This window comes from Wolinella succinogenes DSM 1740 (assembly GCF_000196135.1).
GTDB lineage: Bacteria > Campylobacterota > Campylobacteria > Campylobacterales > Helicobacteraceae > Wolinella > Wolinella succinogenes.
Window position 1 is genome coordinate 569,517 of sequence record NC_005090.1, and the last position, 23,878, is coordinate 593,394.

The window sequence follows — 23,878 nt, forward strand, 5'->3', positions numbered from 1 at the left end:
GAAAAAACTCCTTTTAGGGTAAGATATTGTGAGTGCGCTTCTCTAATCCTAGGCGATCGCTCTCTCCATAGAGAACGTCGGTGATCACTCCTTGGGGATTGATGAAAAAGGTAGTAGGAATCGCCACCACTCCATAGCGTTTGGTGATGATTCGCGCCTCATCCTCAATAATGGAGTAGGAGTAGGGGTGCGCTTCAAGAAAGCCAAGCAGGTACGATTTGGGTTCTCCTACATTGATCGCAATCACTTCAAGATTGCCCTGATGCTTTTTGTAGAGTTCTTCTAGAAGAGGCATCTCTTTGAGGCAGGAGAGGCAGGTGCTTTGCCAAAAGCGAATGATAACTCCCTTTCCCTGAAGTTTTTGGAGGTCCATGGGAGCACCTTGGAGATTGTGGGTGCTGAGGGGAGGGGGAGGGGTGCCTGGTTTGATAATGGAGTTAACATCGCAACCTGCAAGAGTCAAGAGGAGTGAAAATAGAGCGCCAGAGAGCCAAATGCGCATGGATTTCCTTAATGTTATCTTTAATTAAAATTGTACCTTGCAAGTGTTAATATGCGATTAAAACGCCCTTGTTTGGAGGGATTGAAGTTTTCTTGTGTTAGAATCCCCTACAAAAAATAGACCATCAGACCAAAGGGTGAAAAGTCATGAATATCGCGGTGATTGGCACGGGGTATGTGGGATTGGTGAGCGGGACATGTTTTGCCGAGATGGGCAATAGTGTCATCTGCGTGGATGTAGACCATCAAAAGATCGAAAAACTCAAGCAGGGAATCATCCCCATCTATGAACCAGGTTTAGAGGAGATGGTGCTAGAGAATCACAAAAAAGGCGACCTCCTTTTCACTACCTCCCTTAAAGAGGCGCTAAAGAGCGCTGAAGTTGCTTTTATTGCGGTGGGGACTCCTATGGGCGAGGATGGAAGTGCGGATTTACAGTATGTTTTGGCAGTCGCCAGAGAGATTGGCGAGGGGATGGATCGCTATTTGGTGGTGGTCGATAAATCCACCGTTCCTGTGGGGACAGCCGACTTAGTCAAAGAGACCATTTTAGCAGCACAAAAGGCGCGAGGGGTGGAGATTCCTTTTGATGTGGTGAGCAATCCAGAGTTTCTCAAAGAGGGAGATGCCATCAATGACTTCATGAAGCCTGATCGTGTGGTCGTGGGAGCGGAGAGCGCGCGGGCGATGGAGAAGATGCGAGAGCTCTACGCCCCTTTTACAAGGAGCCATGATCGATTCATTGCGATGGGGGTTAGAAGCGCTGAAATGACTAAATACGCCGCCAATGCGATGCTGGCCACCAAGATTAGTTTCATGAATGAGATCTCTAATATCTGCGAGGCAACAGGGGCGGATGTGAATGATGTGCGCGTAGGGATCGGAAGCGATAAGAGAATCGGCTATAGCTTTATCTACCCGGGGTGCGGGTATGGCGGGAGTTGTTTTCCCAAAGATGTCAAAGCCCTAGAGAAGATTGCCTTAGAACACGGAATCACCCCTCGCGTCATTGGCGCGGTCGAAGAGGTGAATCGAGAGCAAAAAAAGGTGTTGGTGCGCAAGATCACGGCACGATTTGGCGAGAATCTTCAAGGGAAGAGCTTTGGAATCTGGGGGCTTAGCTTTAAGCCAGAGACGGATGATATGCGAGAGGCAAGCTCAATCGTGCTCATCAAAGAGCTACTCGCCAGAGGCGCCACCATCAAAGCGTATGATCCCAAGGCGATGGAAGAGGCGAGGCACTTCTACCTCAAGGAGCACCCCGAGATTCTCTACACTTCCAACAAATACGATGCCCTCAATGGAGCGAGCGCGATGGTCTTGGTGACGGAGTGGAAGGAGTTTAGGAGCCCTGATTTTTATGAGATCAAGAATCGACTCCTAGAGCCCGTGATTTTTGATGGACGGAATCAATACAAAAAAGAGCGCCTAGGGGAGATGGGGATTGAGTATCACCAAATCGGCGTGGCGATTCACAGAACTTAACACAAGCAAGGAGCGGAGGGTGAAGAAATTGATCAAAGGGGCAATGGCAGGAGCAGTCGTGATGATGTTGGCGGGTTGCCAGCTCTACAATGAAGCCCTCAAGCCCGATCGTCAAGAGGAGCGCTACATCCAAGCCACGCGCAAGGGAGAGATTTTAAATGGACTCAAAACCGAGGCAGTGATTGTGGCTACACGCCTTAATGAGTTTGATCCCGAGCAATTCAAGAGCAGTGAGGGGGAGTATTTTTTCATCGACATCTATATTAGTGATGATGCTAGAGAGCCCAAAGATCGAGGCCTTAACAATCCGCTCTATAGCCTTAGGCTCTCTAATGGTAGCGAGCCCATCGAGATTAAGCGGGTGGAGCGCGAGGAGTTGCTCAAACGAAATATCACTTTTGCTAGCCGTTGGGGAGAATATTTTTTGGTGAAGTTTGAACCCCAAGAGCGCCGATATTTGGATCGAATCAAGCTAGAGCTTATGCATAAAAACCTTGGCGTCACCGTGCTTGATTATGGGTTTAGGAATATCAAAGCAGAGTAGATGAGGCTGGATGCATACCTAGCCAAAGAGTCTCTTGTTCCTAGTCGAGAGAAGGCAAGAGCGCTCATTTTGGAAGGGCAGATTCTCGTGGATGGCAAGGCGGCCTCCAAGCCTTCGATGGAGGTGATGGAGGGGGTGAGCATCGAGCTTTTGAGCCCCTCGCGTTATGTGGGAAGGGCGGCGCTGAAGCTTCAGGGTTTTTTAGAATCGCACCCTGAAATCTCCCTCAAGGGGGAGAGGGTGCTAGATATTGGTTCAAGCACAGGGGGATTTGCTCAGGTGGCGCTTCAAGCGGGTGCTTTGAGTGTCACTTGTGTGGATGTGGGACGCGATCAGTTGGCTAAAGAGCTAAGAGAGGATTCAAGAATCGCACTCTTTGAGGGAATGGATATTAGAGATTTTCAAGATGAGCCCTTTAATTGGGTGCTTTGTGATGTCTCTTTCATTTCGCTCTCCAAGGTTTTGCCCGATATTCATCGACTCTGCGCCCAAGGAGCGATCCTGCTTTTTAAGCCTCAGTTTGAAGTGGGGCGCGAGGCAAAGCGCAATCGCAAAGGGGTCGTGGTGGAGGCTGATCGTATCCATGTGCGACTTAAGGAGTTTGGCGCAGAGTGCGAGCGGTTTGGCTTTAAAGTCGATGCGTGCGAGCCTTCAAAAACCAAAGGAAAAGAGGGGAATGAAGAGTTTTTTCTCTATATTCGGCGATCCTAGCGTCACTTCAGTGGCAATAGGGAAGTTTGATGGGATGCATCTAGCCCACCAGCGACTTTTTTCTTATTTGGATGAGGGTGGGGCGATTCTCACGGTGGATGCACAGCGTGGAAATCTCACGCCTGGCGAATACAAAAGAGAGTTCACCCCCTTTCCTCTCTACTCGATTCCTTTGGGGAAGATCAAACACCTAAGCGGCGAGCGCTTTATCTATATGCTCAAAAAAGCCTTCCCCAATCTCACCAAAGTGGTGGTGGGTTATGACTTTCGCTTTGGCAAGAATCGCGCCTTTGGCGTAGAGGAGCTGAGGGGCTACTTCGCAGGCGAGGTGGTGGTCGTTCCTGAGGTGTTTCATCGCGGGCATTCAGTCCACTCTGAGGCGATTAGGGAGCTCATCGCCCAAGGCGAGATGAATCTAGCGGGCGAGCTTTTGGGGAGAGACTACTTTATTGAGGGGCGCGTGGTGCGGGGCAATGGGCTTGGCTCTAGTGCGCTTTTTGCGACGATCAACCTAGAGGTGGAGAGCTTTTTGATTCCGCTTGAGGGAGTTTATGCCACCAAAACCAAGGTCGGAGAGAGGTGCTTTGGGTCGGTCTCTTTTGTCGGGAAGCGCTTAAGCGTGGATAATCTATTCTCTATCGAGACCCATCTTTTGGGCGTCTCGCCCCATGCGATTCCTAAGACGGAGGTGGCTAGAATCTACTTCTTGGAGAGATTGCGTGAGAATCGCCGATTTGCGGAACTCTCTAGTTTGAAGGCTCAAATTAGTGAGGATATTGGTCGTGCCGAGCAGATTCACGCCAAGACGTTTATGGAGTGCATGAATCTACAGGGGGGCAGAGATGAGGGATGAGCTATTCACCGAGGAGCTCAAAAAGCAGTTTGAATTTGATGAGCGGGTGGCAGGGGTCTTTGATGATATGCTCTCTCGCTCGATTCCCTATTATGCGTTAGCGCTGGAGCTCTCAGCGGATTTTGCGCTGGCCAATCTCCCCAAGGAGGGCGGATGGGTCTATGATCTAGGCTGCTCCACGGGGAGCTTGCTTTTAGAGATCGAGCGGCGCGCGGGAGCGAAGAATCCTAGACTCATTGGAATTGATAACTCTGAAGCGATGCTATCACGCGCTAGAGCCAAGGCGCTTGGCTATGGCTCTAGGGTGGATTTTATTCAAGGTGATATTTTGGATTTTGAGTATCAAAAAAGTGAGGTGATTCTTTGCCACTACACGCTTCAATTTATCCGTCCTATCCACCGCGCCTACCTTGTTCAAAAGCTCTACGATTCTCTAAAGCCCGAAGGAATCCTGATCTTTAGTGAGAAGGTGGTGAGCGAAGATCGAGTGCTGGATCATCAGATGATTGAGCGCTACTACGCCTACAAACGAGAGCAGGGGTATAGCGAGGTGGAGATTGTCAAAAAGCGCGAGGCGCTTGAGAATGTTCTTATTCCCTACACCGCCAAAGAGAATGAGAAGATGCTCTTAGAAGCGGGTTTTGCTCATGTTGAGACCCTCTTTCGATGGGTTAATTTCGCTACTTTTATTGCCAAAAAAGGAGAAGCATGAAACCTTCTGTTATTGAGATTCTCCAAAAGCTCCTCACCTACCCCTCCATCACTCCCAAAGAGTGCGGAATCTTTGATTATGTGCGCTCGCTCCTAGAGGGCTTTGAGGCGATTGAGGTCGAACATGAGGGGGTGAAGAATCTCCTCCTCTATCGCTGTTTTGGCGAGGGGGAGCACTGGTGTTTGGCGGGGCATATTGATGTGGTGCCTCCGGGCGAGGGGTGGAGCGTGGATCCTTTTGGAGCGGAGCTTAAAGAGGGGTATCTCTATGGGCGGGGCGCTCAGGATATGAAAAGCGGCGTGGCGGCGATGATTAGCGCCCTAGCTAAAATCGACCATTTCCCCGGAACGCTCTCCTTGCTTCTCACTAGCGATGAGGAGGGAGAGGCAAAGTGGGGAACGCAATTGATGCTAGAGCACCTCAAAGAGAGAGGATTCTTACCCAAGGTGGCTATCGTTACAGAGCCCACGAGCGAAGAGCGTTTTGGTGACACCATTAAGGTGGGGCGGAGAGGGTCTATCAATGGAAAGCTGATCATCCATGGGAAGCAGGGTCATGTGGCCTATCCAAGCAAGTGTCTCAACCCCGTGGAGCTCATCGCCCCAAGGTTAGCGCAAATCGCTGGATACAATCTTGATGCTGGGGATGAGTTTTTTGAGCCAAGTAAGCTCGTCATTACCGATATTCGTGGAGGAATCGAGGCGGTGAATGTCACGCCTAGCGATCTTAAAATCCTCTTTAATGTGCGCCATTCGACTCAAACCTCGGCCAAAGAGATAGAGGACTACCTGCATCAACTCCTCCAAGGAATCCCCTATACGCTTGAGATCAAGCCAAGCTCCAAGCCTTTTTTGACCTCAAGAGAGAGTGTCGTGGTGAAGCGTGTGAGCGAGGCGGTCAAAAGGGTGATGGGAGTCGCTCCCAAGCTCTCCACGGGGGGCGGGACGAGCGATGCGCGATATTTTGCACAATTTGGAGTCGAAGTGGTGGAGTGCGGGGTGGTCAATGATCGAATCCATGCCTTGGATGAGCGTGTGGCCCTCTTGGAGGTTGAGGCGCTAGAGAGGGTGCTTTTGGAGGCGCTCGGGTAGGCCTCTCTGGCGCTTTTTGTTGATTCTTTCTTCTTTAAATCTTCTGCTTTAAGATAAAATCGTAATAATCATTATTATAATTCTCTATCCAAAGCCAGAGAGAATCCCAGCGATGACGAATTACTACGAAGAGCTGCTTTTATATGTAAGGGGTAAGGTCTCTAGCAAAGATCACGCCCAAGACATTGTCCAAGAATCCTACACGCGTGCGATTGCCATGCAGGCAAAGCAGGAGATCAATAATCAAAGAGCACTCCTTTATAAAATCGCCAAAAATCTGATCATCGACAAGTTACGAAGCAGTCGCGTGGTTTCGGAAGTGGCCTATGAAGAGACTCTTTTGGCCCCCTCAGCGCTTGAGCCTGAAGAGGCGGCTATGGAGCAAAGCCGAGAGGCTATCCTCAAGCGTGAACTCAAAAAAATGCCTCCCAAACGCCAAGAGGTATTTGTTTTGCATATTTTGGAGGGCTACAGTCGTCAAGAGGTGGCGAGGATGCTCGGAATCTCCTCGGATGCAGTGGACAAACATCTCTCTCGTGCCATTATGGAGCTCAAAGAAAAGCTCAACCCCAAGAAGGATCGCTCATGAGAATCAGAGAGAAGATTGATGAGCAGGTGACTTTTTGGGCAAGCTTGGAGCGTGAGGGGCATGATCTTGGTCGACACAAGGGGTTTGCAAGATGGCTTAGCGAGGATGAGGGTCACCAGCAAGCCTTTTTGGAAGAGAAGCGTCTTGTTGAAGAGGTGAAAGCGCTTCCTCGGGAGTTTCTTCTAGAAATCAAAAACGAGGTGAGGGGTCGGCGCGAACAGATCAAGCGTCAAAGAATCCTCATCAAGCGCTTGATTCCTTTGAGCGCCTGTATGCTTTTGGTGGGATATTTGGCTTTCTTCATGGAGATTGCTAGTTTTAAACAGCTCTATGTGGCAACCCATAAAGTCCAAAGCGATATTGCTTTGCCTGATGATTCTAGAATCTCTTTGGATGCCAAAACAAGCGCTGAAGTGCGCTATTACAAAAGCAAGAGGCTCGTGCAACTTTCAGAAGGGAAGGCGGTTTTTGATGTGCGACCCAACCCCAAGGCCCCCTTTATTATTGAGACAGAGAGGGGCGAGATTTGGGTGGTTGGCACAAAGTTTGAGGTGATCAATCACGATTCTTTTCTTCGCGTGAGCGTCTCAGAGGGAATTGTGGAAGTGAGGAGCCCCAAAGATAGGGCGACTGTTCTTAGGGTGGGGAGAGGCGAGAGTCTCTCTTTGGATGCCAAGCATCAAACATCAGAGATTCAAAAAATTGACCCCGATAAGGTGGCGTCATGGCAATATGGGCGCTATCTCTTTCATCAGGCGAGCTTGCAAGAGGTGCTAGAGGAGTTTGGCAAACATATCGATTTGAGGGTCAATATTGAAGGCTCCAAAATCGCCTCTTTGCCTATTAGCGGGAGTTTTGATGTGAATCGTTTGGATGATTTTTTGAAAGTTTTGCCTCTGGTGCATCCTGTCAGAATCATCCAAAGTGCGGGAATTATTACAATCAAGCCAAGAAGTTGATCATTTTTTGTCAGAAATTTGGTCTTTTTTCGTCTTCTTTTATAGAGAGTTATTCTCAAAATCATTCTTTAAGAAGAAGGGGAAATCAATGGGTCTGGTGAAAAAATCTTGGATTGCGCCTGGTTTGGCGATGCTTTTATCAAGCGCTCTTTATGCAGCGGGAGCCTATACGGTCACGACCTCTTCGCTAAGCGAGGCGATTGAGCAAATTTCGGAAATTTCCAAAAAGCCCTACATTGTGGACGCGCGAATTTTGGAGGGCAAAAAGGCCAATCCCATCACGGGTATAGAGAATTTGGAGAAGGCGCTTGAGCTGCTTCTTGAAGGAAGTGGGCTTGAGGCGGTCATCCAGAGTGACACGATTGTCATTCGCTCCAAAGGAGGAGAGCCTGCAATGCTCAACACTATCTCTATCGCCGAGCCACTTTTGAGTGAGAACACGGAAGAGACTCACTCCTACACCGCACCTCGAATGCGCACCGCAACCAAGCTTGGGCTCTCCATCCGAGAGACACCCCAATCAGTGACGGTTCTAACCCAGCAGAGATTAGAGGATATGGGGGTGACCTCCTATCAGGATATGCTAGGCAGTGTCGCAGGAATCTCCCTCAATCGATGGGATGAGAGGATTTATCCGACCGCTAGAGGTTTTGAGGTGGACTACTATCTAATTGATGGGATGCCCACCTACAACATCTCCGATTCGACCGCGGGTGATGTTGATCTCTCCATCTATGATCGCATAGAGGTGGTCAAAGGGGCTAATGGCTTGATGACGGGGGCGGGGAATCCAGGTGTAGGACTCAACTTCATTCGCAAGCACGCCAACTCTAAAACCTTCAAAGGGGATGTAGAGGTCTCCGCAGGCTCTTGGGATGCCTATGGCTATCTTGCTGATGTTTCGGCGCCACTTAATAAAGAGGGGACGATTCGGGGTAGGTTGATTGCCAAACATGAGGATAAAAATTCTTTCATGGATGGATACCAAAAGAGCAATGATGTAGTCTATGGCGTTGTGGATATGGATTTGACGGAGACGACCTACCTCTCCTTGGCGGGAGAGTACCAAAGGTTAGAACGAGATGGAATCCGATGGGGAGGCCTGCCCGCCTTTTATAGCGATGGCACAAGAACCAACTTTGATCGATCCAAGACCGTGAGCGAGGATTGGACCTATTGGAATAGCGAGACGAGAGCTTTTTATGCCGACTTTAAGCAATATCTCTATGAAGATATCTCGCTCAACCTCTCTTTTGTGGATCGAAAACTCTACAGCGAGACCTCTCTTCTCTATTTTGGAGGGACTGTGGATAGGGACACGGGCAATGGTCAAGGCTATGTCTATCAATATGTCAATGACGCGCTCTATCATGAACAAAACATGGATGCCTATCTCTCTATCCCCTTGGAATTATCGAGACTAGAGCATGAGATTGTGATGGGATTCACCCAGACGAGCTCCAAGCTCAAGCATAATGACTGGAGCATGAGTGTTCTTGCGTCCACTTTGGCGAGCCCAAAAATCAATCTCTACAATATCAATGTTGCCAACCCCAATCTCACCAAAAACACCTCCGCCGATCCCCATAAAACCACACAAACAGGCTTTTATCTAGCAGGAAAGTTCTCCTTGGCGGAGGATTGGAAGCTTATTGGCGGGGCGCGAGTCTCTGATTGGAAATATAAAAGTGACACAGGCGTGGGGAATCGAGAATTCACCCATGAAGTCACCCCTTATGCGGGACTCATCTATGACCTCAATGAGAATCACTCCGTCTATGTAAGCTACACGGATATCTTCAAGCCACAAGATAAGAGGGGCGCAAGCGGAGAGTATCTCGACCCCATCGTGGGCAAAAACTATGAGACGGGAATCAAGGGAGAGTATTTTGATAAGCGTCTCAATGCCTCCCTTTCGCTCTTTAAAATCGAGCAAGACAATGTAGCGGAGGAGGTTCCGGGGGTCTTTGCCCCAGGGACGACCGAAAAGGCCTATAAGGCTGCATCAGGAGTGAATAGCAAAGGAATCGAACTAGAAATTAATGGAGAAATCACCGATGATTGGAGTCTAGGATTCTCGCTGGCCAACTTTGAAGCTAAAGACGCAGAAGACAAAAAGGTCACCACCACCTCCTCTCGAACCATGGCGAATCTTTTCACCAAATACACGATAGACAAGCTTAGCCTAGGAGGCGGAGTCACCTACAGAAGCAAAATTTACGCAGGAAGCGGTGTGACTGAAGTGATCCAAGATGCCTATATGTTGGCTAATTTGATGGTCGCTTACAAATTCGACCAAAGCATGAAGCTACAGCTCAATGTCAACAACCTCTTTGATAAGAAATATTATGAAGGAATCGGCTCTGATTCGATGGTCTATGGAGCACCAAGGAATGCGACCTTGAGTTTTAGGTATAGCTTTTAAGGGAGGTGAATTTGATTGATGGAATAAAGAGATGGTTAGAGAGTGAACCCAAGGGGAACAAAATCGGGCTCTTTCGAGCACTCATGGCGATCTTTGGAGGGCTCTTGCTCGCCTATTTGGGTATGACGCTGGGGGTCTTTCTGATTCCCGGGAGTGCAGGGGAATCGATCATCGTTCCACTGCTGTTTAACACTCTGGCGTGGGCGGTGGCTTCGCTGTGGATTGTGCTAGCACCGACTCGGCTTGGGGTGTTGTGGCGCGCTTTAGGGAGCACGCTCTTTGTCTCCATCGCTCTTTTAATTCTCTTTTTTGGAGGCTTGGGATGACACAAGAGAAACGCGAGGGGCTTTTGAGGCAGAGACTCCAGCGAGTCCATGTCACGACAGGGATAGCGGTTTCACTCTTTATGTATGTGGCAGTTTTCTTTGGAATCTGGGCGATTTGGCTCCCCTATGTGCAGACATGGGAGCGACCCTCTCGCCATTTTGCAATGCCCTCGATTGAGACGATCGACTATTCAATGATGATTGATTCGGTCTTGAGCGATCCTGATTATCCCACGATTAATGGTGTGCATATTCTCTTTTCCGGACACATGAACGATCCAGCCCTGCGAATCTCCGCCCAGTTTGCCGAGACTATCGTCTTTAATCCAAGCACGGGACAACGGGTCAAAGATGAGGGCGACCAATCGCAACTCGCCTTTTTTTTGAACTCCATGCACTATGGGCGACCTTTTAAAATTTTAGGTTATTTGGTGTTTGGATTTGTAGCGGTAGCGGTGATGTTTTTGATTGTGGGAGGGTTAATGTTGGTCTATAAGGTGCGATACAAAAACCACCTCCAGAGCCTCCAGAGTCGATTCTCTAAATGGCATAGACGCCTCTTTTTGTGGCTCTTTGCTCCTTTTGTCATTGTCACTATGACGGGAGCACTCATGAATATCGGCTATCTTAGCTCGCCTCCAATGGCCTACATCGCCTCTAAAGGGGAGACACACGACATATGGCGGCTCACTATGCCCATCCTCTTTCCCTCTGAACCCATCCGTGAGCGACAAAATGATGAGGTGCCCATGCTCTCTGTGAATGATCTCATCCTTAAAACCAAGGCTGTTGCACCTGAGATAGATCTCCAGCAGATCACACTTTATAACTGGGGCGATTCAAGCGCGAGGGCAAAAATTGAAGGGTATGACCCCTACAAACCTTTTCTCAATGGAATCTCCAATAAGCCAAGCGTGACGCTAAGCGGAGTGGATGGGAATCTCATCGCCCAGCACAAAGTGATGGACAAGCACTGGTCGGGACTTTTTGTGGATAGTGTCTATTTTCTCCATTTTCTTTTCGGGGTGAATGGGCTTGCGCGCACTCTTATTGCCTCTATCATGGCGATTTCGGCGATGGCGATAGGGGCGGGAGTCTTGCTCTATTTAGAAAAGCAGGCCAAGAAATTCCCTAAAGGGGTCGCCCCCTACCACTGGATGGGCAGGGTCTCTTTGGCGGTGATGGTGGGGGTTTTCCCTGCGGTGGGGCTTTTGTTTGTTTTGCAGTGGATTCTTCCTTTTGAGATGGAGGAGCGATTTTTATGGCAAAAGGGAGCGTTCGCTCTGCTTTGGCTGGGGACGCTCACTTGGTCTTTTTATCGCCTCAATGCCTACGAGGCGGCTAAAGAGCTTTTGAAGCTAGGGGGAATCCTCTTCATGCTCGCTCCCTTTGTCCATTTTTATGGAAGCGGCTTTAGCCCTGCGGAGCTGTGGCGCTATGGGATGGGAAATATTTTGAGCGTGGATGTTGCGCTCTTTGGGCTTGGGGCGATTCTCTGGTATATAGGAGGAAAACTTCCTTTGGACAGAGAGGGTTTTCAAGCCTTTGGGGTCAAAATTTTATAAAAACAAAGGAATGGATGTGAGAAGATTAAAAATCCTAGGAGTTCTCTCTTTGCTAGTCTCTTTTTTGGAGGCGCACACCCTGATGATGAATATCGCGAACAACGGAGATGGCACGATCACAGTGGTGGGAGAGTTTAGCACGGGAGAGCTTGCGGCTGGAGCGATGGTGAGGCTTGAATCGCTCGTGAGCGGCTCAACCCTCTTTAAACAGCGCCTTGGTGTCGAAGGAGAGCTAGCGATTCCTATCCCCAAGGAGCCCTACCAAGTGGTGCTTGATGGAGGGCCGGGGCATGTCATCGTCAAAGAGGGAATCGCCCCCGCGGAGGGATTTTCGATTCAAGTGAGTGAAGCGGGCAAAAGCACAAAAAAGCTCTCCGAGGCTCAAAGCTCAACAGGAGAGTGGAGTTTGTCCACGATGATTCTCTTCTCGCTGGCGCTAATGGGCTTGACGCTCTATTTTAGTGCGAGAAATACAAAAAAGCTTTTGGAATTTAAAGGGTAAGGGGCTCCCCGCCAAAAGGCGGGAAGGGATTAGGCGAGTTGTTGGATTTTTTGGACGATAGCGGGGTCTTCGAGGGTGGAGGTGTCCTGCGTGATCTCTTCGCCTCTGGCGATAGAGCGGAGGATACGCCGCATGATCTTTCCGCTTCTAGTTTTTGGAAGTCCGGGGACAAAGAGCATCGTGTCGGCTTTAGCCAAGGGCCCGATCTCTCTTGTGATGACGGCATTAATCTCTTTGAGGAGTTGTAGCTCTTCAGCGACATTATCCTCATAGCCGGGTTTGAGCACGATGAAGGCATAAACCGATTCGCCTTTGATCTCATCCAAGCGGCTAACCACGGCTGTCTCGGCGACTCCGGGGTGCTTGGCGATAGCCGATTCGATCTCGGCGGTTCCGAGGCGGTGGCCAGAGACATTGATGACATCATCCATTCGCCCTGTGATGGTGATGTAGCCTCTCTCATCACGAATCGCCCCATCTCCAGCAAAATAGACGGGTTTGCCGTTTTTCTTACAAGTGCTAAAGTAGCTCGATTCGTAGCGCTTGGGGTCGCCCCAAATATTGCGAATCATAGAGGGCCAAGGCTTGGTGATGCAGAGGTAGCCCTGCTCACCCGCAGGCTTTGGATTCCCCTCTTCGTCAATCACCTCTGCAAAGATTCCTGGCAAAGGCAAAGTCGCACATCCGGGTTTTATAGGGGTCGCGCCGGGAAGAGGGGAGATCATATGACCCCCTGTCTCGGTCTGCCACCATGTATCTACAATGGGGCATTGCCCCCCGCCAATCTCGTTGTAGTACCAATTCCATGCATCAGGGTTGATGGGTTCGCCCACCGTGCCAAGCACTTTGAGGTTGGAGAGATTGTATTTTTTGGGCTCCTCTTTGCCCTCTTTGTGAAGGAGTCGAATCGCCGTGGGAGCAGTGTAGAACTGATTGACTCGGTAGTGTTCGATCATCTTCCACCATCGACCTGTGTCAGGGTAGATGGGCACGCCCTCATACATGACGGTGGTAGCGCCCATGGCTAGAGGGCCATAGACGATATAGGTATGACCCGTGATCCAGCCCACATCCGCGGTGCACCAATAGGTGTCATTCTCCTTCACATCAAAGACCCACTCCATGGTGGTCTGTGCCCAAAGGATGTAGCCTGCTTGGTTGTGCTGGACGCCCTTGGGCTTGCCTGTGGAGCCTGAGGTGTAGAGCAAGAAGAGAGGGTCTTCGGCGTCCATAGGCTCAGGGGGGCAGTGGGCTGATTCTAGCCCGATCATCTCGTTGTAGATGTAGTCGCGTCCAGGGACATAGTTGATCTCTTCTTTGTTGCGAATCACGATGAGCACCTTCTCGATGCTTGGGCAGGCGCCTTCGGCGAGTGCATCATCGACTACGGGCTTTAGCATATAGGGCTTGCCTCTTCTGTAGGCTCCATCAGCGGTGATGACGAGTTTTGCCTCGGCGTCAATAATTCGATCGCGCAACGCCTCAGCCGAGAATCCTCCAAAGACGACGGAGTGGATCGCTCCGATTCTCGCACAAGCAAGCATCATGAAGGCCGCTTCGGGAATCATGGGCATATAGATGACAACACGGTCGCCTTTTTTGACATTGAACTTGTTTTTGAGGAGGTTGGCGGTGCGCTTGACCTCGTAAAAGAGCTCTCGATAGGTGATGATACGAGAATCACCAAGCTCTCCTTCAAAGATGATGGCGGCTTTGTTTTTGCGAGTGTCAAGATGGCGATCGAGGCACTGAGCGCAGACATTGAGTTTGCCTCCGACAAACCATTTGTAAAAGGGAGCCTCGCTCTCGTCTAGTACCTTGGAAAAGGGCTCCATCCAGTCAATTTTCTCTTTGGCCAATTTCCCCCAGAAACCTTCAAAGTCCTCTTCCGCATCTAAGCGCAGGTCTTCATATTCACAGAGATTCTTGATACGGGCGGTCTTGGCAAACGCACGATTGGGTTTGAACAACTCCGTAGAATGGGTTTGGGTCATAGGGAGGCTCCTTTGGTATAGATTAAATTTTTTGGTTTTGGGTGAGCTTTAGATAGATGAGCGCGCTAGTGATGGCATCTCCTAGGGCGTCATGCTGGGTCAGCTCAGGAAGTTTCAAATCCCTTAAGATGGAGCGCAGACGCAAGTCTACATGCCCTTCGGGAATCAATCCTATCTTTTTGTCGTAATAGATCGCCGACACCTCGATCATCTTTTGTGGCAAAGTGATGCCAAGCAGTGGATGAATGATGCGGTTGATCAGGGCTACATCGAACTCCAAATAGTATCCGACTAGGGGACGATTTCCGAGAAAGTCTAAGAAACGGAGAGCCGCCTCCTCAGAAGTGATACCATTTGACACATCGCAAGCCCTGATATGATGGATTTTAATACTATCTATATTAATTTCGCCTTTTGGCTTTACGAATAGTTGCAGTTTTTCACTGGTGAGGATTTTGTTGTCACGAATTTTCACGGCAGCTAGGGAAATGATCTCATCTTTTTTAGGGTCAAGGCCTGTAGTCTCACAGTCAAATGCGACCAATTCGTTACTAAAATACTCATCAAAGAGGAAGCGGTAACGCTCATCCTTTAAATTTCTAAGTTGAATCCATTTTTTAAGTTTGGAGAACATCTAGCTCACCATATTGAGCTTGAAATGGTGGGTGATGAACTTCTTGAATCGTTCGGTGATCTTGAATACATCGCGCAGAAGATCACGCTCGAACTTGCCAAGCTTGCTTGGGTTGATGTAGTTGTCAGCGGGTAGATTTTTCTCATGTTTTTCGATTTGAATCTGCATTTTGATCTGAAGCAAGAACTCAAATGCCTCTCTCAGCTCAATGGCAAACTCAGCACTCAGCACCCCGCGCTCCTCCAGCTCTCTGATTCGCTCCAAAGTATTGGTGGAGGGGCAGGAGTTTTGGAGGGCTAGAGAGCGAATCCCATGAACAAGGGGGAAGATGGCCCCTTTTTTAATGTCTAGCTCTCCCTCGTGCTCCTTGCTCTCGGTGACGAAGTTAGAGAAGAAGGAGAGAGGGGTTTCAAAAAGGGTGGTCGCAAGGGCAAATCGGGCGAAAAAGACCCCTTGACCTAAGGTTTTTTGGAAGATTTTTTGACGCAAGGTGTCCAAAAGTCTGGCATCGCCCCCCACGCAAGAGGCATCAAAGAGAATCGAAAAACGCATCACGCGTTCTCCGCTTGGCTCAAAAATCCACTCCTCCAACTCCTCTAGATATTGACTCAAAGAGCGTCTCCATGGGGATTGGCTTAGCATGATTCCTCCTGGGCAAGGAGGAAATCCAAGAAAGAGCAGGGCGTCAGTGAATCGTTGCGTGAGCGATTCGAGATGATCCATTTCAAAGCCATCGCGCAGAATCAAGGCATTGTCTTGGTCGGTTCTTAGGGTCTGCTCGCCCCTTCCTTCGCTTCCAAGCACGATGAGGGCGGAGTTTTCGATCAACTCCTTGGGCATGAGAATCTCAAAGAGCCGCTTGTAGAGCTTGGCGTTTAGCTCATAAAGAAGCCTTGTGATTTCTCGAGTGCGCACTCCTTGGGCTTGGAGGGTCTTGATGAGCGTGAGGGTCTCTTTGGCCGCCCCCTCTAGCTCCTCTACGGTTTGGGCTTTTTGGATTTGGAAGTTGATGAGGTGCCCCTTGGAAGCGATGGAGCTAAGCAGATCAATTTGATCCAAGATTCCCACGATCTGCTTCTCTTTGCCTCTGGTGATGGCTAGGCGCTGGATGTTGTGTTCGATGAGGCTTAAGAGCGCCCCAAAGAGAAACTCCTCTTCATCCATCGTGATGAGTCTTGGGGTGGCGATCTTGTGGGCGGGTTCGCTAGAGGGGAGCCCTTGGAGAATCACCTTTTCACGCAAGGTGGTGTTGGTGATGATTCCATGTCCCTTCTCAAATTTCACGATGAGCGCATCGGCTTTGTGCTCGCTCATGATTTGGGCACACTCTAGGATGGAGGTCTCTGCCTCCACAATGAGAGCCTTTTGGAGTGGACACTCTTTGATTTTGGTTGCCATGAAGATGGAGATATCTTTGTCTGAACGCCGCTTTAAGAGAGCATCCATTTTCTGGGCGATATCATCGAGGTAGTAGCACTCAAAGGTGGCGTGCGTGCGGAGGAGCTGGAGAAAGGCCTCTTTTTTGATTCCAAAAAGGAGACTCTCTTCAGCGGCAATGAAGTCTAGGGCGTAGCTCCCCTCTAGAAGCGCACGCGCCTCAAAGCTATCCTTGGGGCCAAGGAGTGAGAGCCGCTCCCCCTCTTGGCTGGTTTTGACAAAGCCCTTGGCGAGAATGAAGTAGCGTTCTGGAGTTTCGCCTTTTTTGGCGATCTTCTCTCCCTCTTTGAAGTAGAAGATATCCGTTGATTGGGCAATCTCTTCTAGCTCGGACTTCTCCAAAAAAGAGAAGGGCTCAATCTGGGCTAAGAATCGTGGCGCATGTAGGGTCTCTAGCATGACTCTCCCCCAAAGGGAGAGATTTTAGTGAGAGATGGCACCTTCGGCTCCGATTCCAGTTTGTGAGCGGATAAACTGAGCCTTGTAGGCCTCCTTCTCCTCTTTGGCACTTTCGCTCTTATCGGTGATAGAGAAGAACCAAATCATAAAGAACGCCAAAGGCACGGTGAAGAAGGCGGGATAATCATAGGGGAAAATGGCCTCGGCGTGTCCCATCACTTTGACCCAAATAGAGGGGCTAAAGAGCACCATAAGAAGTGCGCTCACCAGACCGATGGAGCCGCCAATGACTGCTCCTCTTGTGGTGAGATTGCTCCAAAACATCGACATAAAGAGGACGGGGAAGTTTGCACTCGCTGCGATGGCAAACGCGAGACCGACCATGAAGGCGATATTCTGATTCTCAAAGGCGATTCCTAAGATGATGGATAGAATCCCCATCACCACGGTGGTGATCTTGGAAACTCTAATCTCGCTCTCTTCATCGGCCTTGCCCTTTTTGATGACATTAGAGTAGATGTCATGGGAGACCGCCGAGGCTCCTGCGAGCGTGAGACCTGATACGACCGCTAGGATGGTCGCAAATGCCACGGCGGAGATGAAGCCTAGGAAAAGATTCCCGCCCACAGCGTGCGAGAGGTGGATGGCGGCCATGTTGCTTCCGCCGACAATCATCCCTGCGGCATCAAGATATTCGGGATTTTTGGAGATGAGGACAATCGCTCCAAAGCCGATGATAAAGGTGAGGATATAGAAATATCCGATGAAACCAGTCGCATAAAAGACCGATTTTCTCGCCTCTTTGGCGTCTGAGACGGTGAAGAATCGCATGAGAATGTGGGGTAAACCCGCTGTTCCAAACATGAGCGCCATGCCAAGGGAGATCGCTGAGATAGGGTCGCTCACGAGTCCTCCGGGGCTCATGATTTTGAGTCCATCTTTGTGAACCTCGACGGCTTGAGAGAAGAGTCCTTCAAAGCTAAAGCCCGTGAGATAGAGCACGGAGAGTGACATGAAGGTGGCGCCTGAGAGGAGTAAAATCGCCTTGATGATCTGCACCCATGTGGTGGCGAGCATTCCGCCGAAGGTGACATAGATGATCATGAGGATTCCCACTAAAACAACAGCGAGCTCATAGGAGAGACCAAAGAGGAGCTGGATGAGTTTGCCCGCCCCAACCATCTGTGCGATGAGGTAGAAAATGACCACACTGAGCGAGCCAATCGCTGAGAGTGTGCGGATGGGGAGCTGCTTGAGTCGATAGGAGGCCACATCAGCGAAAGTGAATTTGCCTAGATTGCGGAGCTGTTCGGCGATGAGGAAGAGGATGATAGGCCACCCCACAAGGAATCCAATGGAGTAGATGAGTCCATCAAAGCCCTTCATATAGACTAGCCCTGAGATTCCAAGGAAACTTGCCGCTGACATATAATCGCCCGCAATGGCAAGACCATTTTGAAAGCCTGTGATTCCTCCGCCAGCGGTATAGAAATCTTTGGCGCTTTTGGTGCGTTTAGCCGACCAGTAGGTGATGCCAAGCGTGGCGGCCACAAAGAGGAGAAACATCAGAATCGCGGAGTAGTTGATCGCGCTCTTTTGCACCTCGCCCTCAATCGTTCCTGCAGCGCTAAGAAAGGAGAGTGAACCTAGGAAAATAATCAGAGACAAAGCTCTCCTCATGCATGACTCCTTGCGTCTTCTTTGATGGCTTTGGTGAGATCGTCAAATTCGGTGTTGGCTCTTTTGACATAGATGCCTGTCACGATGAAGGCAAAGAAGATGATTCCAAGCCCCACAGGAATCCCAAGCGTCATCACGCCCTCTCCAAGAGGCATCCCCAAAAAGGCGGGCGCGAAAGCGATGAGCAAAATAAAGCCATAATAGACGATGAGAGTGAGCATGGAGAGTCGCCATGCCAAAGCAGAACGCCTAGAGACCAAATCCTTAAAATGAGGATTGGAGAGAATCTTCTCTTGGAGGTTGTGTTCCATCGGTTTCTCCTTGTGTGCTTAATATCCTAAAGCGTAACCCCTTTAGTCTTGTTAAGTGTAAGGTAGAAACATAGCAAAAGCGTAGCAAAATGAGAATCGGAAGTTTTTCGAGCGCACTCGCTCAAAAGTGTTTCAATTAGTAGCGCCCCTCCTCCCTTTTAGGGGAGGCGCAGGCGGGGGTTAGCGGGGGATTCTGACTCTCTCCACGAGCTCTTGAATCTCTTTGGAGGGTTCAGGGGTGATTTTGGCAACCAACATGGCCACAGCGACATTGATGAGAGCCCCGATGGTTCCAAACCCTTGGGGGGAGATTCCAAAGATCCACCCTTGGGGAGTGTCGGGCAAAAGGTTGGTTCCGGGAATAAAGAAGAAACCTTTATAGACAAAGATATATAAAATGGTGATGAGCAATCCTGCGAGCATTCCAGCGATCGCTCCTTGTTTGTTCATCTTTTTGTAGAAGATTCCCATCATAAGCACAGGAAAGAGGCTAGATGCGGCCAAGCCAAAGGCAAGTGCGACCGTCTGGGCGGCAAATCCCGGAGGATTTAATCCCAAGTAGCCCGCTAGCAAGATGGCAAAGCTCATCGCGATTCGACCCGCAAGAAGCTCGTTTTTCTCGCTGATATTTTTCGCGATGATTCCCTTAAGGAGATCATGGGAGATGGAAGAGGAGATCACCAAAAGAAGTCCTGCGGCGGTGGAGAGAGCCGCAGCGATGCCTCCAGCAGCGACAAGGGCAATCACCCAATTAGGGAGCTTGGCGATCTCAGGATTGGCCAAAACCATGATATCGTTATTGACGGTGAGCTCATTTCCTTTCCATCCATAACCCTCGGCTGTGGGGGTGAAGGCTTTGTTTTTGTCATTATAAAATTGAATCTTTCCATCGCCATTTTTGTCGTTAAACTTTAAAAGCCCCGTGCTCTCCCAGTTTTTCATCCACTGAGGGCGGCTCTCGTGTTCGAGCGTCTGATTCTCTTTGATCTCTTTTCCTGTGTGGACGGTCTTGACTAGGTTATACATCGCCATCGCTCCAACGGCGGGGGCGGTGGTGTAGAGAATCGCGATAAAGATGAGCGCCCAGCCTGCGGATCGTCTAGCGTCTTTGACTCTTGGCACAGTGAAGAATCGCACGATGACATGGGGCAATCCCGCGGTGCCTATCATGAGTGCCATGGTGAGCAAAAAGATGTTTAGGGTTCCAAAGCTAGCATTGGTGGTGTATTCGGCGAACCCTAGATCAACCACAAGCTCGTTAAGCTTGGTTAGCATATAGGTTCCACTGCCATCACTCAAAGTCGCCCCCAAGCCAATCTGAGGAAAAAACCAGCCCGTGAGCTGTAAGGAGATGAAGATGGCTGGAACGGTGTAGGCGAAGATGAGCACCACATATTGGGCAATTTGGGTGTAGGTGATCCCCTTCATGCCGCCTAGAACGGTGTAGCTAAAGACCACCGTCATTCCCACGACCATTCCCCAAAAGAGGTCAAGTTCTAGGAATCGAGAGAAGGCCACCGCCACGCCTGTCATCTGTCCGACAATATAGGTGAGCGAGATCACCAAAAGAGAGATGACTGCGACAATTCTTGCAGCGGGAGAGTAGAATCGATCCCCGATAAAATCAGGAACGGTGAATTTGCCAAACTTCCTCAAATAGGGCGCCAAAAGAAGCGCTAGAAGGACATATCCGCCCGTCCAGCCCATAAGATAGGCCGATCCGCCATAGCCCATGAAGGCAATCAGACCCGCCATAGAGATGAAGGAGGCTGCGCTCATCCAATCTGCAGCCGTGGCCATCCCGTTGGCGATAGGGTGGATTCCCTTGCCCGCTACATAAAACTCACTCGCGCTCCCTGCCTTAGACCATATCGCAATAGCGAAATAGAGGGCAAAAGAGGCTCCGACCACGAACCATATCGTTGTTTGTAGTTCCATTCTCTCCTCCTCTATCTTTCGTGAACATCAAATTCAATGTCGATTCGATTCATCTTCCATGTGTAAAAGAAGATGATGGCAATAAAGGCGTAGATCGAGCCTTGTTGGGCAAACCAGAATCCAAGCGGATATCCCCCTAAATGGAGATGGTTTAAAAGATCGACCAGTAAAATCCCAAAGCCAAAAGAGACAACAAACCAAATCACAAGGCAAGTGATAAGGAGTCTGATGTTGGCTTGCCAATAGGCTTTCATTTTCTCACTTGGCTCCATGGCCACTCCTTGCAGTTAGATTCTGTAACAGCCTCATGGTATAAAGGAAGCGTAGCAGTATCGTAGCGATGAGAAAAAAATAGAGGACAAGGGAGATTTCCGACTCTATTAGTTACTTTTAGTAACAAAATTATGGAATCTATAGAGTTTGAAGTTTTATATTGAGATGGATTGGCTGATTATAGGGAGACTATCGTGTAGAAAAGTATCAAATAGAGAGCGAGAGAAGCTCCTCTTTGTAGCGTTGTTGCATCTCCTCTCTCATCTCCTCATACCATGAAGGGGAGGAGAGGGGTGATCTAGTGGGCAGAGCGATAAAGCGTGCCTTGCCACCTCCCACACTAAGCTTGGCTAGGTCAAAGATAGAGCGCGTTCCCACCACCACGATGGGCTGGATGGGAAGATGGAACTTTTCAGCGAGCACCTTAGCACCACTTTTAAAAGGTAAAAAACGCTCGCCCCCTTTGCTTCTTGTCCCCTCGGGGAAGATCGCAAGGACTCGATTCTTCTCTAGGCGCTCTTTAGTCTCTTTGAGAAGAAAAAGTAGTCCCTTTTTGTCCTCTCTATTGATGAGAATCATCCGCGGGGCTTTGAGGGCATGACCATAAAGCGGGGTTTTCCCAAGCTCTTTTTTGGCGATCCAACAGAGGTCTTTGGGGTGAATCGCCTCCATGAAAATCACATCAAGGAAGCTTTGGTGGTTGAGCATGATCATTTTAGCGCTTGGGTCAAGCTCTCCTACGAGATCCACCCTAAGCCCAAGGAATCGGACAAAGAGCTTGGCGCAAGCTTGACGTATGGCGCGCCCCTTGGCGGGACGGAGGTAGAGGAGAGCAATCATAAAGGGAATCACCAAAAGGATGAAGGCAAATGCGAGCAACCCTCTAATTTTTTTCAACCTCTTCCTTTCTCACCCAACCGATCTTCTCATCTTCAGAGATGATTTTAAAGTAGCCGTTGTGTTCACTGAGGATTTCGATTTTGAGTCGAGACTCAGGACGCAAAATCACCGTGGAGTTGTAAGTGGGAAGAATCCTTACTTCGGCTTCGGGCTTGAGGTAGCCCTCGTCTTTAGCGGAGAGGGAGTAGATCCCATAGCCTAGCAGGGCAAAGGCGATGAGCAAGAAGAGAATATGGCGACGATAGAGGTAGAGCCCCGCAAAAAGAAGAATCCCCATACCCAAAAGGGAGAGCTCAAAAATGCGCAGATTGTTTTTAGGCTTGATGTCGCTTTGGGTGCTCACCTTCTCATCCACAGCAATGTTGGGAAGGGAGAGGCGGCGGTATTGATAGTCGCTAGAGGCAAAATAGTCAAATTCAATGCTCTCCTCGCTCTTGGGCAAAATCACATAATAGATCATGGAGGAGAGTTGGGGGGAGAAGCTGGAGCTCTCCACTCCCTGTTTTTTGTAATAAGGAAGTGAGAAGTCCTCTAAATTGGAGTTTTCAGCTTCAATTCGAAAGACGGCGAGGTTGTTTTCGTTGTCATAGCTAGTGATTTTATAGTCGGTGATTCTCAGCTCTTTGGCGATGACTTTGGAGAAGAGGGCGTTACGGTCAAGCACGATAGCCTTGCCGCTCCGACCTTCGGATTCGTCGCTATCAGTGTAGCCATTCACCTCGGCACTCACCCGAATTTTAGGGATAGTGAAGCTCTGGGCTTGGATTTTGAAATAGAAGGTGTTGCTAAAAGAACCATCCGCCTCTTTTTTCCAAGGAGAGTTGGGGTTGAGCACGCCCACGCTCCCGTCTCCACCAAGGAAGTCCGTTTTGAGGGATTGGAGGTTTGCAAGCACCAAAAGGCGGTAGGTGGCATGGACAATCTCACGCTGGTAGAGGGTGCGCGTGGGGAAGTCCATCATATTAAGATAGACGCTTTTGGGGCGTTGAAACACCAAGGGAGGTTCGCTGGGCTCAACTTCTTCGCTTTTGGGCGTAGAGGGACTCTCACTAGGGGAGAGTGCTGAGGGGGATTGAGTGGGAAAAAGCATGGGCTCTTCCGCCCATCCTATCACTCCCACAAGGAGTGATAGGGCAAAAAAGAGTGGTTTTAGCAAGCCAAGCCTCGAAGCATCCTAGCTCCATCCACGCTTCCAAGGAGGGGCTCCATGGCGCGCTCAGGATGAGGCATGAGTCCAAAGACGCTTTTCTCTTTGTTGCAAACTCCTGCAATGGATTCGATGGAGCCATTGGGGTTTTCGCCTTGGTAGGTGAGGAGAATCTGATCATTCTCTTTGAGCTCTTCTAATCCCTTCGCATCAATAAAGTAATTTCCATCGGCGTGCGCGATAGGGATATTGAGCGTCTCACTCACTGCGTATTCTCGAAGGAAGGGGTTGTTGTTCGAGACTACGGCAAGTTTTTGGAATTTGGAGACAAAGTGAAGATTTTCATTTCGTCTAAGAGCGCCGGGCAAGAGACCTGATTCCACAAGAATTTGGAAGCCATTGCAGATTCCAAGCACCTTGCCTCCCTCTTTGGCGTAGCGAATGACGGCTTGCATGATGGGAGAGAATCGAGCGATTGCCCCGCTTCTTAGGTAATCCCCATAGCTAAAGCCACCAGGAATCACCACGAGGTGCGTCCCTTTGGGGAGCTCCTTTTCTTGGTGCCAGACTAGGTGAGATTCCACGCCAAGGAGCTTGAAGCTGTGAAGCATATCAAATTCGCAGTTGGTTCCAGGGAATCGAAGAACGGCGATGCTCATGGAAGAAGCTCGATTTGGTAGTTTTCAATGACGGTGTTGGCTAGGAGTGTCTCGCACATTTGCGTGACCGACTCTTTGGCTTTAATCGCGTCACTCTCAGCGAGTTTGAGGGTGATGATTTTGCCTACAACGGTCTCTTGAATACCCTCAAAGCCAAGCACCTCAAGGGCGTGGCCGATGGCTTTGGCTTGGGGGTCGAGGACTCCGGGTTTGAGCGAAACGGTGATTTTGGCAGTCATGGGA

The 23,878-nt window shown here is 49.7% G+C and carries 24 protein-coding genes; 12 read left to right on the top strand and 12 right to left on the bottom strand.

What is annotated here, in order from left to right; genetic code table 11:
• Positions 1 to 13: 13 nt before the first annotated feature.
• A complete protein-coding gene (locus WS_RS02845) occupies positions 14 to 502 on the bottom strand; it encodes a TlpA disulfide reductase family protein (protein ID WP_011138514.1) in 489 nt (162 codons plus the stop codon).
• 146 nt (positions 503 to 648) lie between these two features.
• Here WS_RS02845 and WS_RS02850 point away from each other — a divergent pair, with 146 nt between their 5' ends.
• The 12 genes from WS_RS02850 (at position 649) to WS_RS02905 (ending at position 12,263) form a co-directional block, all read left to right on the top strand.
• Complete coding sequence (locus WS_RS02850; protein WP_011138515.1) at positions 649 to 1,986, top strand: UDP-glucose dehydrogenase family protein; 1,338 nt, start codon at positions 649 to 651, stop codon at positions 1,984 to 1,986.
• A gap of 19 nt (positions 1,987 to 2,005) precedes the next feature.
• Positions 2,006 to 2,530, top strand: a complete 525-nt coding sequence (locus WS_RS02855) for a hypothetical protein (protein ID WP_041571716.1) — start codon at positions 2,006 to 2,008, stop codon at positions 2,528 to 2,530.
• Complete coding sequence (tlyA, locus tag WS_RS02860; protein ID WP_011138517.1) at positions 2,531 to 3,241, top strand: 23S rRNA (cytidine-2'-O)-methyltransferase TlyA; 711 nt, start codon at positions 2,531 to 2,533, stop codon at positions 3,239 to 3,241.
• Positions 3,207 to 4,094: a bifunctional riboflavin kinase/FAD synthetase gene (locus WS_RS02865; protein WP_011138518.1), complete on the top strand. Its 888-nt coding sequence runs from the start codon at positions 3,207 to 3,209 to the stop codon at positions 4,092 to 4,094. The genes tlyA and WS_RS02865 overlap by 35 nt, the downstream gene beginning before the upstream one ends.
• Positions 4,084 to 4,806, top strand: a complete 723-nt coding sequence (gene cmoA, locus WS_RS02870) for a carboxy-S-adenosyl-L-methionine synthase CmoA (protein WP_011138519.1) — start codon at positions 4,084 to 4,086, stop codon at positions 4,804 to 4,806. Before WS_RS02865 ends, cmoA begins: the two co-directional genes overlap by 11 nt.
• Positions 4,803 to 5,897, top strand: coding sequence for a succinyl-diaminopimelate desuccinylase (dapE, locus tag WS_RS02875; RefSeq protein ID WP_011138520.1), 1,095 nt, complete (start codon positions 4,803 to 4,805; stop codon positions 5,895 to 5,897). The genes cmoA and dapE overlap by 4 nt, the downstream gene beginning before the upstream one ends.
• 112 nt (positions 5,898 to 6,009) lie before the next feature.
• Positions 6,010 to 6,486 (top strand): RNA polymerase sigma factor, encoded by a 477-nt coding sequence (locus WS_RS02880; RefSeq protein ID WP_011138521.1) that lies wholly within the window; start codon positions 6,010 to 6,012, stop codon positions 6,484 to 6,486.
• On the top strand, positions 6,483 to 7,445 hold the full coding sequence (locus WS_RS02885) for a FecR family protein (RefSeq protein ID WP_011138522.1): 963 nt from the start codon (positions 6,483 to 6,485) through the stop codon (positions 7,443 to 7,445). The genes WS_RS02880 and WS_RS02885 overlap by 4 nt, the downstream gene beginning before the upstream one ends.
• Positions 7,446 to 7,533: 88 nt before the next feature.
• Positions 7,534 to 9,870 (top strand): TonB-dependent siderophore receptor, encoded by a 2,337-nt coding sequence (locus WS_RS02890; RefSeq protein ID WP_011138523.1) that lies wholly within the window; start codon positions 7,534 to 7,536, stop codon positions 9,868 to 9,870.
• A gap of 5 nt (positions 9,871 to 9,875) precedes the next feature.
• A complete protein-coding gene (locus WS_RS02895; protein ID WP_011138524.1) occupies positions 9,876 to 10,196 on the top strand; it encodes a hypothetical protein in 321 nt (106 codons plus the stop codon).
• Positions 10,193 to 11,761 (top strand): PepSY-associated TM helix domain-containing protein, encoded by a 1,569-nt coding sequence (locus WS_RS02900; protein WP_011138525.1) that lies wholly within the window; start codon positions 10,193 to 10,195, stop codon positions 11,759 to 11,761. Before WS_RS02895 ends, WS_RS02900 begins: the two co-directional genes overlap by 4 nt.
• Positions 11,762 to 11,771: 10 nt before the next feature.
• Entirely contained in the window at positions 11,772 to 12,263 is a 492-nt protein-coding gene (locus tag WS_RS02905; protein ID WP_049770699.1) for a hypothetical protein, read from the top strand.
• A gap of 29 nt (positions 12,264 to 12,292) precedes the next feature.
• Here the strand turns inward: WS_RS02905 and acs are convergent, their stop codons facing one another.
• The 11 genes from acs to purS all read right to left on the bottom strand — a co-directional run bounded on the left by acs (position 12,293) and on the right by purS (position 23,874).
• Entirely contained in the window at positions 12,293 to 14,257 is a 1,965-nt protein-coding gene (gene acs, locus WS_RS02910; protein ID WP_011138527.1) for an acetate--CoA ligase, read from the bottom strand.
• Between the two features lie 22 nt (positions 14,258 to 14,279).
• Complete coding sequence (locus tag WS_RS10900; protein WP_011138528.1) at positions 14,280 to 14,891, bottom strand: 3'-5' exonuclease; 612 nt, start codon at positions 14,889 to 14,891, stop codon at positions 14,280 to 14,282.
• Entirely contained in the window at positions 14,892 to 16,727 is a 1,836-nt protein-coding gene (locus WS_RS02920; protein WP_011138529.1) for a putative nucleotidyltransferase substrate binding domain-containing protein, read from the bottom strand.
• A gap of 24 nt (positions 16,728 to 16,751) precedes the next feature.
• Positions 16,752 to 18,407 (bottom strand): cation acetate symporter, encoded by a 1,656-nt coding sequence (locus WS_RS02925; protein ID WP_011138530.1) that lies wholly within the window; start codon positions 18,405 to 18,407, stop codon positions 16,752 to 16,754.
• Positions 18,404 to 18,718, bottom strand: coding sequence for a DUF485 domain-containing protein (locus WS_RS02930; protein WP_011138531.1), 315 nt, complete (start codon positions 18,716 to 18,718; stop codon positions 18,404 to 18,406). Before WS_RS02930 ends, WS_RS02925 begins: the two co-directional genes overlap by 4 nt.
• Before the next feature lie 180 nt (positions 18,719 to 18,898).
• A complete protein-coding gene (locus WS_RS02935) occupies positions 18,899 to 20,656 on the bottom strand; it encodes a sodium:solute symporter family protein (protein ID WP_011138532.1) in 1,758 nt (585 codons plus the stop codon).
• Positions 20,657 to 20,667: 11 nt separating this feature from the next.
• Positions 20,668 to 20,928, bottom strand: a complete 261-nt coding sequence (locus tag WS_RS02940; RefSeq protein WP_197718504.1) for a DUF4212 domain-containing protein — start codon at positions 20,926 to 20,928, stop codon at positions 20,668 to 20,670.
• A 208-nt stretch (positions 20,929 to 21,136) separates the two neighbouring features.
• Positions 21,137 to 21,826: a lysophospholipid acyltransferase family protein gene (locus tag WS_RS02945; RefSeq protein ID WP_011138534.1), complete on the bottom strand. Its 690-nt coding sequence runs from the start codon at positions 21,824 to 21,826 to the stop codon at positions 21,137 to 21,139.
• The gene (locus WS_RS02950) at positions 21,813 to 22,985 is read right to left on the bottom strand and encodes a hypothetical protein (protein ID WP_011138535.1); all 1,173 of its coding nucleotides are present in this window, start codon (positions 22,983 to 22,985) and stop codon (positions 21,813 to 21,815) included. Before WS_RS02950 ends, WS_RS02945 begins: the two co-directional genes overlap by 14 nt.
• Positions 22,979 to 23,635 carry a phosphoribosylformylglycinamidine synthase subunit PurQ gene (gene purQ, locus WS_RS02955; protein ID WP_011138536.1) on the bottom strand — a complete coding sequence of 219 codons (657 nt, stop codon included), beginning with the start codon at positions 23,633 to 23,635 and terminating at the stop codon, positions 22,979 to 22,981. The genes WS_RS02950 and purQ overlap by 7 nt, the downstream gene beginning before the upstream one ends.
• Positions 23,632 to 23,874, bottom strand: coding sequence for a phosphoribosylformylglycinamidine synthase subunit PurS (gene purS, locus WS_RS02960; protein ID WP_011138537.1), 243 nt, complete (start codon positions 23,872 to 23,874; stop codon positions 23,632 to 23,634). The genes purQ and purS overlap by 4 nt, the downstream gene beginning before the upstream one ends.
• Between the last annotated feature and the right edge of the window lie 4 nt (positions 23,875 to 23,878).

Coding starts and splice junctions, on each gene's coding strand:
- acs (WP_011138527.1), bottom strand. CDS start 14,257: ATGACCCAAACCCATTCTACGGAGTTGTTCAAACCCAATCGTGCGTTT.
- dapE (WP_011138520.1), top strand. CDS start 4,803: ATGAAACCTTCTGTTATTGAGATTCTCCAAAAGCTCCTCACCTACCCC.
- WS_RS02850 (WP_011138515.1), top strand. CDS start 649: ATGAATATCGCGGTGATTGGCACGGGGTATGTGGGATTGGTGAGCGGG.
- tlyA (WP_011138517.1), top strand. CDS start 2,531: ATGAGGCTGGATGCATACCTAGCCAAAGAGTCTCTTGTTCCTAGTCGA.
- WS_RS02890 (WP_011138523.1), top strand. CDS start 7,534: ATGGGTCTGGTGAAAAAATCTTGGATTGCGCCTGGTTTGGCGATGCTT.
- WS_RS02845 (WP_011138514.1), bottom strand. CDS start 502: ATGCGCATTTGGCTCTCTGGCGCTCTATTTTCACTCCTCTTGACTCTT.
- WS_RS02925 (WP_011138530.1), bottom strand. CDS start 18,407: ATGAGGAGAGCTTTGTCTCTGATTATTTTCCTAGGTTCACTCTCCTTT.
- WS_RS02930 (WP_011138531.1), bottom strand. CDS start 18,718: ATGGAACACAACCTCCAAGAGAAGATTCTCTCCAATCCTCATTTTAAG.
- WS_RS10900 (WP_011138528.1), bottom strand. CDS start 14,891: ATGTTCTCCAAACTTAAAAAATGGATTCAACTTAGAAATTTAAAGGAT.
- WS_RS02900 (WP_011138525.1), top strand. CDS start 10,193: ATGACACAAGAGAAACGCGAGGGGCTTTTGAGGCAGAGACTCCAGCGA.
- WS_RS02885 (WP_011138522.1), top strand. CDS start 6,483: ATGAGAATCAGAGAGAAGATTGATGAGCAGGTGACTTTTTGGGCAAGC.
- WS_RS02940 (WP_197718504.1), bottom strand. CDS start 20,928: ATGGAGCCAAGTGAGAAAATGAAAGCCTATTGGCAAGCCAACATCAGA.
- WS_RS02865 (WP_011138518.1), top strand. CDS start 3,207: ATGAAGAGTTTTTTCTCTATATTCGGCGATCCTAGCGTCACTTCAGTG.
- cmoA (WP_011138519.1), top strand. CDS start 4,084: ATGAGGGATGAGCTATTCACCGAGGAGCTCAAAAAGCAGTTTGAATTT.
- purS (WP_011138537.1), bottom strand. CDS start 23,874: ATGACTGCCAAAATCACCGTTTCGCTCAAACCCGGAGTCCTCGACCCC.
- WS_RS02880 (WP_011138521.1), top strand. CDS start 6,010: ATGACGAATTACTACGAAGAGCTGCTTTTATATGTAAGGGGTAAGGTC.
- WS_RS02905 (WP_049770699.1), top strand. CDS start 11,772: ATGGATGTGAGAAGATTAAAAATCCTAGGAGTTCTCTCTTTGCTAGTC.
- WS_RS02920 (WP_011138529.1), bottom strand. CDS start 16,727: ATGCTAGAGACCCTACATGCGCCACGATTCTTAGCCCAGATTGAGCCC.
- WS_RS02935 (WP_011138532.1), bottom strand. CDS start 20,656: ATGGAACTACAAACAACGATATGGTTCGTGGTCGGAGCCTCTTTTGCC.
- purQ (WP_011138536.1), bottom strand. CDS start 23,635: ATGAGCATCGCCGTTCTTCGATTCCCTGGAACCAACTGCGAATTTGAT.